This window comes from Streptomyces sp. NPDC028289 (genome assembly GCF_055565975.1).
Window position 1 is genome coordinate 959556 of sequence record NZ_JBVHTI010000002.1, and the last position, 13982, is coordinate 973537.

10 protein-coding genes and 1 pseudogene are annotated in these 13982 nt (G+C 69.9%); 2 read left to right on the forward strand and 9 right to left on the reverse strand.

Features of this window, described 5'->3' with window-relative positions:
- Positions 1-4 precede the first annotated feature (4 nt).
- From ACZ4UV_RS12185 to ACZ4UV_RS12200, 4 genes are read right to left on the reverse strand one after another with little or no spacing between them, the layout of a single operon-like run.
- Entirely contained in the window at positions 5-2020 is a 2016-nt protein-coding gene (locus ACZ4UV_RS12185; RefSeq protein WP_467837602.1) for an acetoacetate--CoA ligase, read from the reverse strand.
- Positions 2017-3618, reverse strand: a complete 1602-nt coding sequence (gene mhpA / locus ACZ4UV_RS12190) for a bifunctional 3-(3-hydroxy-phenyl)propionate/3-hydroxycinnamic acid hydroxylase MhpA (protein ID WP_451020619.1) — start codon at positions 3616-3618, stop codon at positions 2017-2019. The genes ACZ4UV_RS12185 and mhpA overlap by 4 nt, the downstream gene beginning before the upstream one ends.
- Entirely contained in the window at positions 3615-4553 is a 939-nt protein-coding gene (locus ACZ4UV_RS12195) for a fumarylacetoacetate hydrolase family protein (RefSeq protein ID WP_467837604.1), read from the reverse strand. The genes mhpA and ACZ4UV_RS12195 overlap by 4 nt, the downstream gene beginning before the upstream one ends.
- Entirely contained in the window at positions 4550-5695 is a 1146-nt protein-coding gene (locus tag ACZ4UV_RS12200) for a VOC family protein (RefSeq protein WP_467837605.1), read from the reverse strand. The genes ACZ4UV_RS12195 and ACZ4UV_RS12200 overlap by 4 nt, the downstream gene beginning before the upstream one ends.
- A gap of 137 nt (positions 5696-5832) precedes the next feature.
- Here ACZ4UV_RS12200 and ACZ4UV_RS12205 point away from each other — a divergent pair.
- Positions 5833-6473, forward strand: a pseudogene (locus ACZ4UV_RS12205) (TetR/AcrR family transcriptional regulator).
- A gap of 244 nt (positions 6474-6717) precedes the next feature.
- On the forward strand, positions 6718-6855 hold the full coding sequence (locus tag ACZ4UV_RS12210; protein ID WP_451020616.1) for a hypothetical protein: 138 nt from the start codon (positions 6718-6720) through the stop codon (positions 6853-6855).
- Between the two features lie 35 nt (positions 6856-6890).
- Here ACZ4UV_RS12210 and ACZ4UV_RS12215 read toward each other — a convergent pair whose 3' ends face one another.
- The 5 genes from ACZ4UV_RS12215 to ACZ4UV_RS12235 form a co-directional block, all read right to left on the reverse strand.
- On the reverse strand, positions 6891-7544 hold the full coding sequence (locus tag ACZ4UV_RS12215) for a TetR/AcrR family transcriptional regulator (RefSeq protein ID WP_451020615.1): 654 nt from the start codon (positions 7542-7544) through the stop codon (positions 6891-6893).
- Between the two features lie 254 nt (positions 7545-7798).
- A complete protein-coding gene (locus ACZ4UV_RS12220; RefSeq protein WP_451020614.1) occupies positions 7799-8749 on the reverse strand; it encodes a quinone oxidoreductase family protein in 951 nt (316 codons plus the stop codon).
- A gap of 215 nt (positions 8750-8964) precedes the next feature.
- Positions 8965-9645 (reverse strand): response regulator transcription factor, encoded by a 681-nt coding sequence (locus tag ACZ4UV_RS12225; RefSeq protein WP_451020613.1) that lies wholly within the window; start codon positions 9643-9645, stop codon positions 8965-8967.
- Positions 9642-10835 carry a sensor histidine kinase gene (locus tag ACZ4UV_RS12230; RefSeq protein ID WP_467837609.1) on the reverse strand — a complete coding sequence of 398 codons (1194 nt, stop codon included), beginning with the start codon at positions 10833-10835 and terminating at the stop codon, positions 9642-9644. The genes ACZ4UV_RS12225 and ACZ4UV_RS12230 overlap by 4 nt, the downstream gene beginning before the upstream one ends.
- Positions 10836-10939: 104 nt before the next feature.
- A complete protein-coding gene (locus ACZ4UV_RS12235) occupies positions 10940-13156 on the reverse strand; it encodes an MMPL family transporter (RefSeq protein WP_451020611.1) in 2217 nt (738 codons plus the stop codon).
- Between the last annotated feature and the right edge of the window lie 826 nt (positions 13157-13982).

The following is a 13982-nucleotide window of genomic DNA, read 5'->3' on the forward strand; positions in this document are numbered from 1 at the left end:
GACATCACGTGCCGTCTGTCGCTTCCCGGCGTGCGGCGCCGAGACGGGTGAAATAGGCGAGGAGGTCGGGGCTGTCGACGGCCGCGGGGTTGACGACCTGTTCGGCGGGGGCGCCTTGGAGCAGGCGCTTGACGGGTACTTCGAGTTTCTTGCCGGTACGGGTGTGGGGGATGCCCGGGGCTTCGAGGATCTCGTCGGGCACGTGCCGGGGTGAGGCGCCGGTGCGGATGGCGTGGCGGATCTTGTCCTTGAGGGCGTCGTCCACTTCCACCCCGGCGGCGGGGACCACGAACAGGGGCATCCAGTAGCCGCCGTCGGGTTCCTCGGCGCCGATGACGAGGGCTTCGGTGATCTCGGGGAGGCGTTCGACGACGTCGTGGATGTCGGCGCTGCCCAGCCGTACGCCGTTGCGGTTGAGGGTGGCGTCGGAGCGGCCGTGCACGATCACCGAACCGTGGGAGGTGAGGGTGATCCAGTCACCGTGCCGCCACACGCCGGGGTAGCCGGTGAAGTAGGCGTCCCGATAGCGGCTGCCGTCGGGGTCGTTCCAGAAGTACAGCGGCATGGACGGCATCGGACGGGTGACCACCAGCTCGCCGACCTCGTCGACGACCGGCCGGCCCTCTGCGTCGTACGCGGCCAGGGCGACCCCCAGATAGGGGACGGACAGCTCGCCAGCCCAGACGGGCGTGGTGGGGGCGCTGCCGGCGAAACCGGAGACGACGTCCGTGCCGCCGCTGCTGGAGGCGAGCTGGACGTGCTCGCCCAGGTGGTCGCGGACCCAGGGGTACGCGGAGGCGGGCAGGGTGGAACCGGTGCAGCCGACGGCACGGACGGACGACAGGTCGTGGACGGACGGGTCGATGCCGAACTTGGCCATGCCCAGCAGGTATTGGGGGCTGGTGCCGAAGAGGGTGACGTGGTGCCGTGCGGCCAGTTCCCACAGGACGTCGGGGCGGGTGAGCCGAGCCGGGCTGCCGTCGTAGGTGCAGGTGGCCGCTCCGGTCAGGAGTGTGGAGACGGCAAGGTTCCACATCATCCAGTGCGTGGTGGTGTACCACAGGAGGCGGTCGCCGGGGCCCAGGTCGGACTGCAGGCCCAGGGTCTTGAGATGTTCGAGCACGACACCGCCGTGGCCGTGGACGATGCCCTTGGGCAGGCCGGTGGTCCCGGAGGAGAACAAGATCCACAGAGGGTGGTCGAACGGCACCGGCGTGCAGATGAGTTGCTCGGTGCGGGTGGAGGCGTCCTCCCAAGGGACAGTGAGTTCAGGGTAGTTCTCCTGGGACCAGGCCAGCCCCACGTGGTCCACCAGGACGGTGGCCTTCAGGGTGGGCAGCGCGCGGGCCAACTCCACTACGGCGCCCCGGCGGTCGTGGGTGGCGTCGTTGAACAGGTAGCCGTCGGCCGCGATGAGGACCGTGGGCTCCAGCTGCGCGAAGCGGTCGGCGGCGGCCTGGGGGGCGTAGTCCTGGCCGCACACCGACCAGACGGCGCCGAGACTGGCGGCGGCGAGGAAGGCGACGATGGCATGCGGGGTGTTGGGCAGATAGCCGACGACCCGGTCGCCGGGGCCGACGCCCAGGTCGCGCAGGGTGGCGGCGACGGAGGCGACCTGGGCGCGCAGCTGCTTCCCGGACACCTCGTGGCCGGCCCCCGTCTCGTCCAGTGCGATGATCGCAGGCCGGTCGTCGTGGAGGTGGCGCAGGGCGTGATGGGTGTAGTTGAGGGTGGCTCCGGTGAACCAGCGGGCGCCGGGCATCTTCTCCTCGGCCAGCACCTGCTCGTACGGGGTGGACGCGTCGACGTCGAAGTACTCCCACACCGCGCTCCAGAACCCTTCGAGGTCCGTGACGGACCAGCGGTGCAGGGCGGCGTAGTCGGTGTGGTCGTAGGCGACTTGGACGCCCCGGTGTCGGGTGACCCAGCGGCCGAAGTCCGCGATACGGCTGGTGGTGGTGGCCTCCGGGTCAGGGGCCCAGAAGGGCTTCCCCGGCGGGGTGAGCCATGCACTGTTCACTGCGATGCGCTCCTCGACAGGGATGCGGTGGCGAGCGGTTCGGTGGGGGACGGGCGCCGGGTGGTGCACAGCAGCGGTGCCCAGACGACGGTGTCCGTGAAGTCGGCGGAACCCGCCGGTACGACGTCCACGACGACCCGGTCCGGGCGCAGCAGAACGGCGTCGGCCCGGCCACCGCGCAGCCAGGCGGCAAGCGTGCGGTCGTCGCCGAGGTCGTCCGTGCGGATGAGCCGTGCACCGATCGCCTCGGCGACGGCTCGCAGCCAGGGCGCGACAGGAACGGCGCTCAGGACGGTGAAGGAGTCGCCGAGCAGGTCGTCGAGCCGGATCCGCGCGGCGTCGACGTTCACCCAGGGCTGCGGGCAGGCCGTGCCGGCCAGGTCCCGCCCGCCCAGGCGGGCGCGCCGCCGTATGAGGGCGTTCTGGCTCAGGGCCGGACTGAGGTCGCGGCCGGCCGCCTCCCGCAGGGCCGGTATGCGGCAGGCGGCGCTCGTGAGGCTCCGGCGCAGCGCGGCGGCACGGCCCTGGCCGCCGGTCATGGCCCAGCCCATTGCGACGGCGAGGCGGATCATGTGGCGGGCGTGCGGCTTGCGCTCGCTCTCGTAGGTGTCCAACAGGCCCTCGTGGGCGCCCCGGTGGATGACGCGGCCGATTTTCCACGTGAGGTTGTACGCGTCGCGCATTCCGGCGCACAGTCCCTGACCGATGAACGGCGGAGTGAGGTGGGCGGCGTCGCCCAGCAGGAAGACACGCCCTTGGCGCCAGCGGTCGGCGACACGGGCCCGGAAGGTGTACTCAGCCTGCCGGATCACTTCGACGTCGCCGTCGTGCGACACCTCCACCCACGGCGCGATCAGCTCCCGCACGCGTCGGTCGTCCAGCTCTTCCCCGTCCCGCAGGCGGAACTCCCAGCGGTAGCGGTCCTCACCGATCCTCATGAACGTCGCGGCCCGGGCCGGGTCGCAGACCTGCTCGACACCCTCCCAGCACCGGACGGGGAGGTGGGTGCGGACATCGACGACGCTCCAGCGCTCCTCGAAGCGCAGGTCCTCCCATACGGCGCCCATGGCCTCGCGGGTGAGGCTGCCGGCCCCGTCGCAACCGAGGACGAAGTCCGCCTCCAGGTACTCGGGGACCTCACTGCCGTCACGGCGGAAGCTCACCCGCACGGGACCGTCGCCGCTCGGGTCGATACCGACGACCTCCACCCCACTGAGCAGTTCGGACTCCGGCCGCCGCGCCAGGGCTTCGCGCAGCAGCCTCTCCAGCTCCGGCTGGTCGAACATGCTGGTCTGCGGAAAGCCGTGGTGTCCGTGTTCGGAGCGCCGGAACTCGCCGATCACCCGATGGCGTGCGTCGAGCAGACGCAGGCCCTTGGCCGGGCGGGAGATGGCGGCGAACTCCTCGTGCACGCCGGCGGCCTGCAGGATCCGCCGGACCTCGTCGTCCGTGGCGACGGCGCGCGGCAGCGGGTAGACGTCCCGGTGGCGTTCGAGGACGACGCTCCGCACACCGTGGCGGGCGAGCAGCAGCGCGGCCGTCACCCCCACCGGCCCCGCACCGATGACGACGACGGGAACCCGGGAGCCGGCGCTCACCGTGCGTCCGTGACGGGGGTGCGCTGTTCGCCGAGGTCGATGCGCCCGTCCGGTGTGGCGATGGTGGCGGTGATGACATCACCCTCGTGCAGGTAGTGCGGGTTGCGGGCCTGGCTGCTGAAGAACGCCTTCCACTTCAGTGCGGGCGGCAGCAGCGCGCCGATCTTCTCGACCGGCTTCGGCGGCGCCTTCAGAGCCGTGCCGCCCGGGGTGCCGGTGAGCAGCAGGTCGCCGGGGTCGAGGTGCTGGAAGCGGGCCAGCAGCGTCAGCGCCTCGGCCGGCCGGACGATCATGTCGGCCAGGGTCCGGTCCTGGCGCGGACTGCCGTTGACCGACAGTCTCAGCCGCAGGTCGAGGAGGTGAGGGAAGTCCTCCGGCTCCAGCAGCGCCAGGTAGGGCCCGGTCGGCGTGAAGGTGGGGTACGACTTGCTCTCGTAGAACTGGCTCTTGGTCAGCTGTACGTCACGGGCGCTGACGTCGTTGGTGAGGACCAGAGCGGCGACGTAGGAGGGCAGGTCGCGCTCGGCGACCACGGTGCCCACCGGGACGGGTGCGCCCATGACCAGGCCGAGTTCGACTTCGTAGTCGAGGAACTTCACGTGCGCGGGCTTGACGACGGGGTCGCGCGGGCCGCTGACGGAGCCGGAGGCCTTGCGGAAGAAGGTGGGCGGGATCTCTCCGCTGAAGCCCGAATCACGGGCGTGGCTGCGGTAGTTGACCATCTGCGCGACCACCCGGCACGGGGTGGTGACCGGAGGCAGCGCGGCCAGGTCCGCGACCGGTGTGCCCGTCTCGCCGGACACGGCTGCCTCCTCCACCGCTGCACGGTCCGCGAGCAACTCGGCGGTGGTGACGGCCTTGGTCCCGACGCGGACGGCGCGCTCGTCGCGCACCACCCACCAGCCATCCTCGGTACGCAGGACGTTCGTGCTCATGGCGTCATCGCTTTCAGCAGGCCCAGCATCCGGGCGACATCGAGTTCGCTGTCGTCGCGCAGGGCGCGCAGCACCTCGCGGAGTTTGGCGGGAGACGGATTCGTACCGAGGAACTCGCGGGTGATGGGCGGCCCCCACTGCGCCAGCCCGCTCGCAGACAGCGGAGCCCACCCCGGCTCCACGTCGCAGGAGAACAGGTCGCCGTCCGCGAAGTGCTCCACCATGAACCGGTCCGGGTCACGCCAGTAGTCGAAGATCTGGCTGCCCTGGATGTGCCGGCCGATGCCCCAGCTTCGCTGGTAGCCGCGCTCGGCCAGATACTCCCCGCCCGCGGCGATCGCGTCGAGGTCGGTGACCTGGTAGGCGGAGTGGACGTAGTGCGTTCCCGGTCCCAGATGCATCGCCAGCGTGTGATGGTCCACGGGGACGCTTCCCTGGTCACAGCGGAAGAACGCCATGACCGGGCCGCGCTCCCGCTGCCCGTCCAGGAAGTGGAAGTCGCTGATGATCATCCCGAGCGTGTCGAGATACCAGTTCATGCTCCGGGTGAACACCCGCGTCTCCAGCACCAGATGTCCCAGCCGCTGGATCCGCGACGGCTCGCGCGGCGGGCGCTGGGTGGCGTTCGTACGACGGTGATCCGTCCCGAAGTTGAGGACGAGAGGCCGCTGTCCGGGCAGCTCCGGCAGTTCCTCGGCGCAGTGCACCACCCGCACAGGGAGGCCGGACGGGTCCAGCAGATCGACCTGCTTGCCGCCGCCGGGGACGTCCGCGTCCCGCACGCTGGTCCCCGTCGCGCGCGCCAGCCGGTCCAGATCGGCCCGTTCCGCCGCGCGGAACGCCTGGCCGATGAAGCGGGACGTGCGCCCTCGGCGGATCACCACGCAGGGCGAGCCGGCGAAGGTGCCGCGCAGCCAGAGGGCGTCCGGCGTGCGGGCGGCGATGGAGAACCCGAAGTCACGCGCGAAGACCTCGGCGCGGTCGAGGTCGGGCTTCTCGAACTCCACCCAGGCGATGTCGGCGACCTTGATCACCGGGTTCCGGGCGCGCCCGGGGTGCTCGCCGCGCAACGCTCCCTGCTCACTGTGGAGGTCCTGGTGCGCGGTCCTGCGGTCGGCCTGGGCGGTCTGGGTTTCGGACATGGCGTCCTCCAAGCAACATTGCCGTAATGAGGAAATAATCAACTCTGCACTCCCCATCGTCAATAGTTGGCATCTGGTTAACTGACGAAAAAGTCAGAGATGTTGACTCGGTCACGGGAGCTGCCAGGCTCTGCCCCATGCCCACATCGGCGCCGCCTGGCAACCGGTTCGAGAGGCGCCGTGCGGCGACCCGCGACGCCCTTGTGTCCGCGGCCCGGCAGATCCTCGCGGAGACCGGTGACACGGGGGTCGGCATCCAGGCCATCGCCGACCGGGCGGACGTGGGATTCGGGTCCTTCTGCGCCCACTTCGAATCGAAGGCGGAGCTGTTCGATGCCGCGATGTCGGAGGCCCTTGAGGAATTCGGTCAGGTCCTCGACGAGCGGCTGCGGGGGACCGGCGACCCGGCCGAACTCGTCGCGGCAGGCTTCCGCCTCACGGCCCGGACGCCGACTCGCATCCGGATCTGATGGGCATCCTGCGTCACCGCGGCCTCGCTCGGATTCACTCCGGGAAGGGTGTCGCTCCGCGTGCTCGACGCGACCTGGAACGGGGCATCGCCGCCGGCCGATTCACGGTCGGCGACCCGGTCCTCGCCCTGTCCGCCTTGGGCGGGGTGTTGTTGTCGTTGGTCGAGCTGAGGTTCTCCCGCCCTGATCTCCACGGCGAGGAGGCCGCCGCGAGCCTGGCCGAGATGGCCTTGCGCATGCTGGGCGTGCCGGATGCCGAGGCTCGCGAGATCGCCCGGTGTCCCCTGCCCTCCGGCGTCGCCGACTGACGGCGTCGAGCACCGCGACGACCGGTGCCCTCCTCGCGGATGGCCAGCGCTACGTCTGTGGTCGCGTGACGCGGCGGCTCCTTCGTCATTCCATCGTCCGTCATTCCATCGACGCGAGGGGGTCCTCGCCGCAGACGACCAGGGCCTCGCTGTCCAGCATCATGGCTCGGGGGCACCGCATCCCGATGGCCAAGCGCGCCTGCGGGGTTATGACCGCTCCCTGGACCCGGTCGCTCAGCCGGCGGTGAAGGGTGCGGCCGACGACCTGACCTCTCTACCGCTGCCGGAGGAGTTCCGGTTCGGACTTGTCCTGCTCCTCGACGGCCTGGAGCAGGACAGGCGCAAACTGTCCGAGGTGGCCGACGTGTCCGACGGGTGCTGACTGTGCGCCCGGTCTCTCCAGTGAGGCGTGCCCTCTCAAGCGGCGGAGCCCTCACGGCCTTTGGCGGTGAGGTCGGGTAGGGGCAGTCGGCAGATCGCGTGGGCCTCGTCGGCGGAAAGGCCGAGCATGCGCAACAGGTCCTCGGTGACCTGATCGGTGGCTTCCACTTCGTCTCGCTCGGGGTGGTCGTGCAAGAGCTGACCGAGGCAGAGCTGCGCGCCCGCGACAGTGACCAGAGCGAGTTCGGCGTCGCGCACACTGAACCGGCCGGCGCGGACCGCCGATTTGATGTCGCGCAGAGCGCGGGCGGCGATGCCCTTGTCCGACGCGGCCAGAGCCAGTCCGTTGTTCAGCAGGACCTTGCTGAGTTCTGGTTGGCGGCGGTGCAGACGGCCAGTCAGGCGGAAGCTCTGCGCGAACACACGCGCGGGGTCGGTCAGATCCGTTGTCAGCTCGTCCAGCACGTCCCCGTACACCTCGAGTGCGTGCTCGATCGCGGCCTGGTAGAGCTGCTCCTTGCTCTCGAAGTGGTTGTAGAACGATCCCATCCCCACGTCGGCGGCCTGGGTGATCTCCAGGATCGGGACGTTCGTCCTACCGGCCGCGAGGAAGGCCGTGGCCGCCTCGATGAGCGCGGCGCGGGTGCGCGCCTTCCGTCGTTCCACACGGCTCGGGACATCCTGCGTCATGCCTGCTCCCTCTCACGGGTCCAGGCCCACCCTATACGTAGCCCGTCAGAGATGAGGGGATCGTCACTTCTGGTTGGCCATACCGGGCGGTGACAGTGGCGGTGGTGACGGTGGCCGGCGAGTCATGCCTTCGCCGGACTCCTGGGCGGTGCCCGCGGACGCGCTGCGCAGCCCCGCGCACGGCGCGCGGGCCTTGTCGGGGTTGATGTGACCGCCGGCATGGCCCGCGTGTGCAGACGGGGTATGCCGCCTTGTCAGCCGACGGTCAGGACGGGGCGGGGGCCGGCGGGGGCTGTCCATGCCTGGCTGACCTCGGAGAGAGGGTAGGCCTGAGCGTCCACCTTCACCTTGCCGTCGGCGATGAGCTGCACGTAGGCGGCGACCTGGGCGAAGTAGCGGCGCATGTCGAAGGAGCCGATGCCACTGCCGCTGAGGCGGAAGGGGCGGCTGCGCAGCAGTGAGGCGGGCACGGTGGCTTGCTCGCCGGCCGCACCGCCGATCTCCACATAGCTGGTGGTGCCCGCGCCGGGAACGTACGCCAACGCCTGGAAGGCTGCCTCGGCGGCGCCGCCCCACAGGAAGTCGAGGACGAGGTCGGGTGCCTTGCCGTCGAGGGCCGCACCGATGGCCGCCGCGTCGGCGTCCTTGGCGCCGGTGATCTCCACGGTCTCGGCGCCGAGGCCGGCGACGCGCTTGAGGTCGTCCGCGCCGCGTCCCACGCCGATGATCCGTCGCACGCCGAGTGCCTGGGCGTTCTGCACGGCGAGGCCGCCGGCCGCGCCCGTGACCCCGATGATCACGACGGTGTCCGGGGTGCCGTGTTCGTCCGCGTGGCCGGTGAGCGGCATCCAGGACGACATGCCCGGGTTCACGCCCGCCGCCACGGCGACCGGGTCGATACCGTCCGGGAGGGGGAGGGCCATGGTGATCGCCATCCGCTCGGCGAAGGTGCCCCAGGGCTCCTCGACGTCGCCGGTGTACACCAGCGTGCCGTCGGCGGTACGGGCCACCGCGTCCACGCCCGGTACCAGCGGGAACTGCCCGGTGCTGCTGTAGTGCCCGCCGGACGCCTTGGCCCGCACCACAGGGTGGATCGCTGTGGCGACGAGCTCGACGATCTGCCGGCCCCAACCCGCCTCGGGCTCGGGGAAGTCCTGGTACTCGGGTACGACCCCACCGGCCGTCGCCACCACTGCTGCCTTCATCACTGCTCTCCTTCGACGCGGGTGATCGCGCTGTGTATCCATGCCGCTACGGATCGACGCTGGAACGCCGCGGCAACCGCCTTGGGGTTGGGCATCTTTATGGCTACATGGTAGCCATAAAAATCGCGAAGGGAAACCGCGCCCAGTGCGGCACGCGATCGCTGACCGGTGCAGGCGATCCCGGAAGGCGGACCGCCCCGACGCCGCCGGGTCCCTCAGCGAGCCGGCGGTGGGGGCTGTACCAGGCCCGTCTGGTAGGCGATGGCGACGAGTTGGGCGCGGTCGCGAGCCTCCAGTTTCGCCATGGCGCGTTGGATATGGGTGCGCACGGTCAGCGGGCTGATGCTGCACGCGCTCGCGATCTCGTCGTTGGATTTCCCCTCGGCGGCCAGGGCCATGACCTCGCGCTCGCGGGCGGTGAGATGGGCCAGGCGTCCCGACGGCACCAGGCGGTCGCGAGACATACGGATGGTGAGGAAGTGGGTGATGAGGGAGCGGGTGGCTCCGGATGAGAGGAGTGGCTCGCCGGAGGCCACGGTGCGGATGGCGGTGAAGAGTTCGTCCACGGTGGCGTCCTTGCCGAGGTACCCGCTCGCGCCGGCGTGCAGGGCCCGGGCGACGTACTCCTCGGTCTCGTAGGTGGTGAGGACGAGGACACGGGTCGTGGACAGCTCCGGAGCCTTGCCGATCGCGGCTGTGGCGGTCAGTCCGTCCGTACCGGGCATACGGATGTCCATGAGGACGACATCGGGGCGGTGGATGTGTGCGAGGTCCACCGCTTCCTTGCCGTCGCAGGCTTCACCGACCACCTCCAGGTCCTCGCAGGACTCGATCAGAGTCCGGAAGGTGGCCCGCATCAGGGCCTGGTCGTCGGCGAGCAGGACACGGATCGTCATGGCGTTCGTTCTTCCTCCGGGGCAGGTGGATACAGCGGTAGGGCGGTGGTGACCTCGAAACCGCCCTCGGGTCGGGGGCCGGCGCGAAGTTCGCCGCCCACGGAATGGGCGCGTTCCGTCATGCCCATGAGTCCGAAGCCGCGGCCTCGCGAGAAACCGGCGACGGGGGCGGTGGCTCCGTCGTTCGCGATCGTCATGACCAGGCGGGCGTTGGAGTACGCAAGCCGAATGTGTGCGACTTTCGTCGGCGCGTGCTTGGTGACATTGGTGAGAGCCTCCTGCAGGATGCGGAACGCGGTCAGATCCACTCCCGGCGAGAGCGGTCTGGGCTCTCCTTGGGTGGTGACCGTGACGGTGATGCCGACGGACTCGCACGTCGTGATCAATTCAGGTAGGCGTGAGAGTCCGGGGGCCGGCTCCAGGGGAGCGGAGCCGGGATCGCTCGCCTCGCGCAGCAGCCCGACGGCGGACTTGAGCTCGCGTAGCGCCGAGGTCGTGGTGCCGATCAGGTCGGCGAGAATCTTCTGCGTCTCGTCGGGACGGCCCCGCAGGAAGTGAGCGACGGCGCCCGCCTGAACCTTGGCCAGGGCCAGGTGGTGGGCGACGACGTCGTGGAGGTCGCGGGCGATGCGCAGGCGTTCCTCGGCGACGCGCAGGCGTGCTTCCTCCTCGCGGGTCTGCTCGGCGTGTTCGGCGCGAGCGTGGACGGCCTCGAGGTAGGCGGTGCGGAGCCGGGCGCCGCGTCCCAACGCCAGGGGCAGCAGCAGCCACAGGATGGGGCCGCCTTTGAAGTCCGAGGGGTCGTTGATCACCACGGTGGCCACCACCGCCGCCACGGTGGTGAACCCGTAGACGTGGGTGGTCTTGTCGTCGGTGCCGGCGGACAGCCGGTACAGCCCGGCCATGAGAGGTGCCAGAAGCAGAGGGGTGACTGCGTAGCCCAGGGGGATGGTGATCACTGTGGCCAGGGCGATCACGACCAGGACGGTTCGCGGGCGGCGACGACTTGCCAACAGGGCGAGACAGGAAAGGGCGGCGAGGGCTTTGGCCGGCCAATCCCCACCCAGTGACGGGGCGTCGGAGGCGGTGAACGAGTCGCCGACAGCGGCGCAGGTCCACAGCGCCAGGGACATCACCACGCCGGCGGCACGTGGGCGGAAGTTCGCGTACTCCTGTGTTGCGCTCGTCATCGGCACTCCGGGTGAGTCATGGACTTGCTCCGTGCGGTCGGCACGAGCCGCCCGTGGACTTCGCCATGGGCGGCTCGGGAACAGCTGGTCGTGGGAAGGGCCGATCAGACGCGAACCTCGGCCGGGCTGTCCGCGGCACTGCCGTCCGTTTCGGCACCTTCGGCGGACCGGAGAGTGAGCGCCTCACCCTCGATGTCGACGCGGGGCAACAGCCGGTCCAGCCGGCCCGGAAGCCACCAGGCCCGGTCTCCCAACAGGGCCAGGACTGCGGGGACGATCGTCATCCGCACCACGAAGGCGTCGAAGAGAACGGCGGCGGCCAGGCCGAACCCGATCATCTTGATCATGGAGTCCGTCTCGGTGACGAAGCTGGCGAAGACCGCGATCATGATCAGCGCGGCGGCGACCACGACCCGGGCGCTGTGCCGGAACCCGGTGGTGACCGCCTGCGCGGGCCGCTCCCCGTGGACGTATGCCTCGCGCATGCGCGAGACGAGGAAGACCTCGTAGTCCATGGCGAGCCCGAAGACGATGCCCACGAGGAAGATCGGCATCAAGGTCATGATCGGCCCGGTCTGGTCCACGCCCAGCAGTTCGGCACCGTGGCCGTCCTGGAAGACCAGGACCACCGAGCCGAGGGCTGCCAGTACCGACAGCAGGAAGCCGAGGGCCGCTTTTATGGGGACGAGTACGGACCGGAAGACCACCAGCAGCAGAAGGAAGGCCAGGCCGATCACGACCGCGAGGTAAGGAAGCAGCGCGGCCTGGACCTTGTCGGCGATGTCGATGTTCACCGCGGTGGTCCCGGTGACCTGGAAGGTCGCCCCGGCCTGGGTCTCGATGCCGGGACGCTCGGCCCGGACGGTCTTCACCAGGTCCTTGGTCTTCTCGTCCGTCGGCGCGGTCGACGGCACAGCCTTGAAGATCGCGGTGTCACCGGCGTCGTTGAACTTGGCCGGGGAGACAGCCACGATCCCCTTCGTGGCAGCGACCTCCTTCGAGATCACCTTCACCGCGCCCGCCGCGTCGGACGCGCCCTTGGCGTCCACGACGATGGTCAGCGGCCCGTTGAAGCCCGGCCCGAAACCCTCGGCCAGGTCATCGTAGGCGCGGCGCTCGGACGTGGAGGTGGGCTTCGCCTCGTCTCCCGGCATGCCCAGTTGCAGATTCGCCATCGGTACAGCGATCGCTCCGAGGCCCACCACGCTGAGCAGGAGCATGGGTACGGGACGGCGCAGCACGAACCGTGACCAGCGGGTGCCCCCGTTGTTCTCGGTGCAGTGCCCCTTGACGGCGTCCTTGCGGGAGGTCCGCGAGAGAGCGGCGTTCGGCCACATGCCGAACAACGCTGGGACCAGCGTCAGCGCGACCAGCACCGCGACGACGACCGCCCCCGCGGCGGCCAAACCCATCTTGGTGAGCATCGGGATGCCCACCACCGACAGCCCCACCAGCGCGATGACGACGGTGAGTCCGGCGAAGACGACCGCGGACCCTGCGGTGCCGACCGCCAGTCCGGCCGCCTCGTGCGGCGTGCGGCCCTTCGCGCGCTCCTCGCGGTAGCGGGAGACGACGAACAGGGCGTAGTCGATACCGACGGCGAGACCCAGCATCACAGCCAGAGTGCTGGCCGTGTCCGACAGCCCGAAGATGTCGGCCACCGCCGTGATCGAGAAGAGGCTCACGGCGACACCGACGAGCGCGGTCAGCAGCGGCAGTCCGGCGGCGGCCAGCGAACCGAAGGTGATCAGCAGCACCACGGCGGCCACCGAGATACCGACCACCTCGGACACACCGCCCGGCCCGCCGCCGCTGTCCAGCGCCTCACCGCCCGCCTCGACGGTCAGGCCTGCATCCCGGGCCTGGTCGACGACCGCCTGCACATCATCCCGGCTGGTGTCGCTGACATCGGCGACCTTCACGTCATAGGTGACAGTCGTGTACGCCGTCGAACCGTCCTTGCTGACCGCGTCGGTCCGGAAGGGATCGTCGGCTCTGCTGACCTGAGGACCGCCGGCGAGCTTCGCCACCGCTTTCTCGATGGCCGCTCTGTTGTCGGGCGCTGTCACCTTCTGCCCGCCCCGGGCGACGAACACAACGCGGGCGGTCGCGCCGTCGGCCAGGACCCCGGGAAAGCGCTCTTGGGCCAGGTCGTAGGCCTTCTGCGCCTCGATACCCGGCATGGAGAACCTCTCGTCGGAGGTTCCGGGCGCCTGGGAGGCGGCAAGGCCGACGGCGGCCATGACGGCCAGCCACATCAGGACGACGGTCCATCGTCGCCGGAAGGCCAGACGGCCCAGTCGATCAAGAAAGGTAGCCACGCGGGACTCTCCACATCTGCTTTCGGGAACCCGCTCAGGCTGTCGGGAAGCGGTCCGTGCTGTCGTCGTCCTTCTGATAGGAAGCTCACTACTGATCTGGCAGTACACCTTTGGTTGGCAGATCACCCTCCGGTGCGACAGGCCCCTCCCGCCTCGGACCGGATCGGACGGCTCCCGACTGTCCGCGCAGGCGCCATCCTGCAGGGCGGGGGCGGGGTGAGGTGGGCATCGCCGAGCACGCGCAGCGCTACAGTCGGAGTACGCCGTTTCGAGTACGACCGGTGCCGCCGGCTGCCTCCGGCACTGCTCAGGAATCCCCGAAGGCCTGTTCCGTGACGAGATCTCAGACGGGGCCCGCACCCGGACCGGCGGCCTCAGGCTCAGCTCCCAGGTGACGTACGACTCTGTGTCCGAGGGGGACAGCGCGGCCCTGGCTTTCGCGAAATGGCTAGGCATCCGGGACCTCGCCGGGGGCCTCAGTCCTGTTCGCCCGCCGCCGGGTCGTCATCCAAGGCGCCGTACGTCGCGGATTCAGCCTCCAGCCGCACCCGTCCTCCATCAAAGGGCCTCTTCTTGTTCTGTCGCGCCCCGGCGACTTGCACGCATGCCAGGAGGAACCTCGAGCTCGATCCGGCCGTACGACAGACCTGGCGATGTCTACCCGCGCACGCGGCCGGCATCGGCTCCAGGATGAGTCGGGCCGTGGCGAACCGTTAACCGGGCTGAGGGGTGAGCCGGAAGCCCGTAACGGATACGATGTGTCCGATAACAATGTTTGTCAAGCCGCACATCCGCGACGTGGAGCCGGAGACCCGATGCTGAAAAC

Bases quoted from the DNA above. Each gene is read 5' to 3' on its own strand.
- ACZ4UV_RS12200 (WP_467837605.1), bottom strand. From the start codon at position 5,695: ATGTCCGAAACCCAGACCGCCCAGGCCGACCGCAGGACCGCGCACCAG.
- ACZ4UV_RS12220 (WP_451020614.1), bottom strand. From the start codon at position 8,749: ATGAAGGCAGCAGTGGTGGCGACGGCCGGTGGGGTCGTACCCGAGTAC.
- ACZ4UV_RS12215 (WP_451020615.1), bottom strand. From the start codon at position 7,544: ATGACGCAGGATGTCCCGAGCCGTGTGGAACGACGGAAGGCGCGCACC.
- ACZ4UV_RS12195 (WP_467837604.1), bottom strand. From the start codon at position 4,553: ATGAGCACGAACGTCCTGCGTACCGAGGATGGCTGGTGGGTGGTGCGC.
- ACZ4UV_RS12230 (WP_467837609.1), bottom strand. From the start codon at position 10,835: ATGACGAGCGCAACACAGGAGTACGCGAACTTCCGCCCACGTGCCGCC.
- ACZ4UV_RS12225 (WP_451020613.1), bottom strand. From the start codon at position 9,645: ATGACGATCCGTGTCCTGCTCGCCGACGACCAGGCCCTGATGCGGGCC.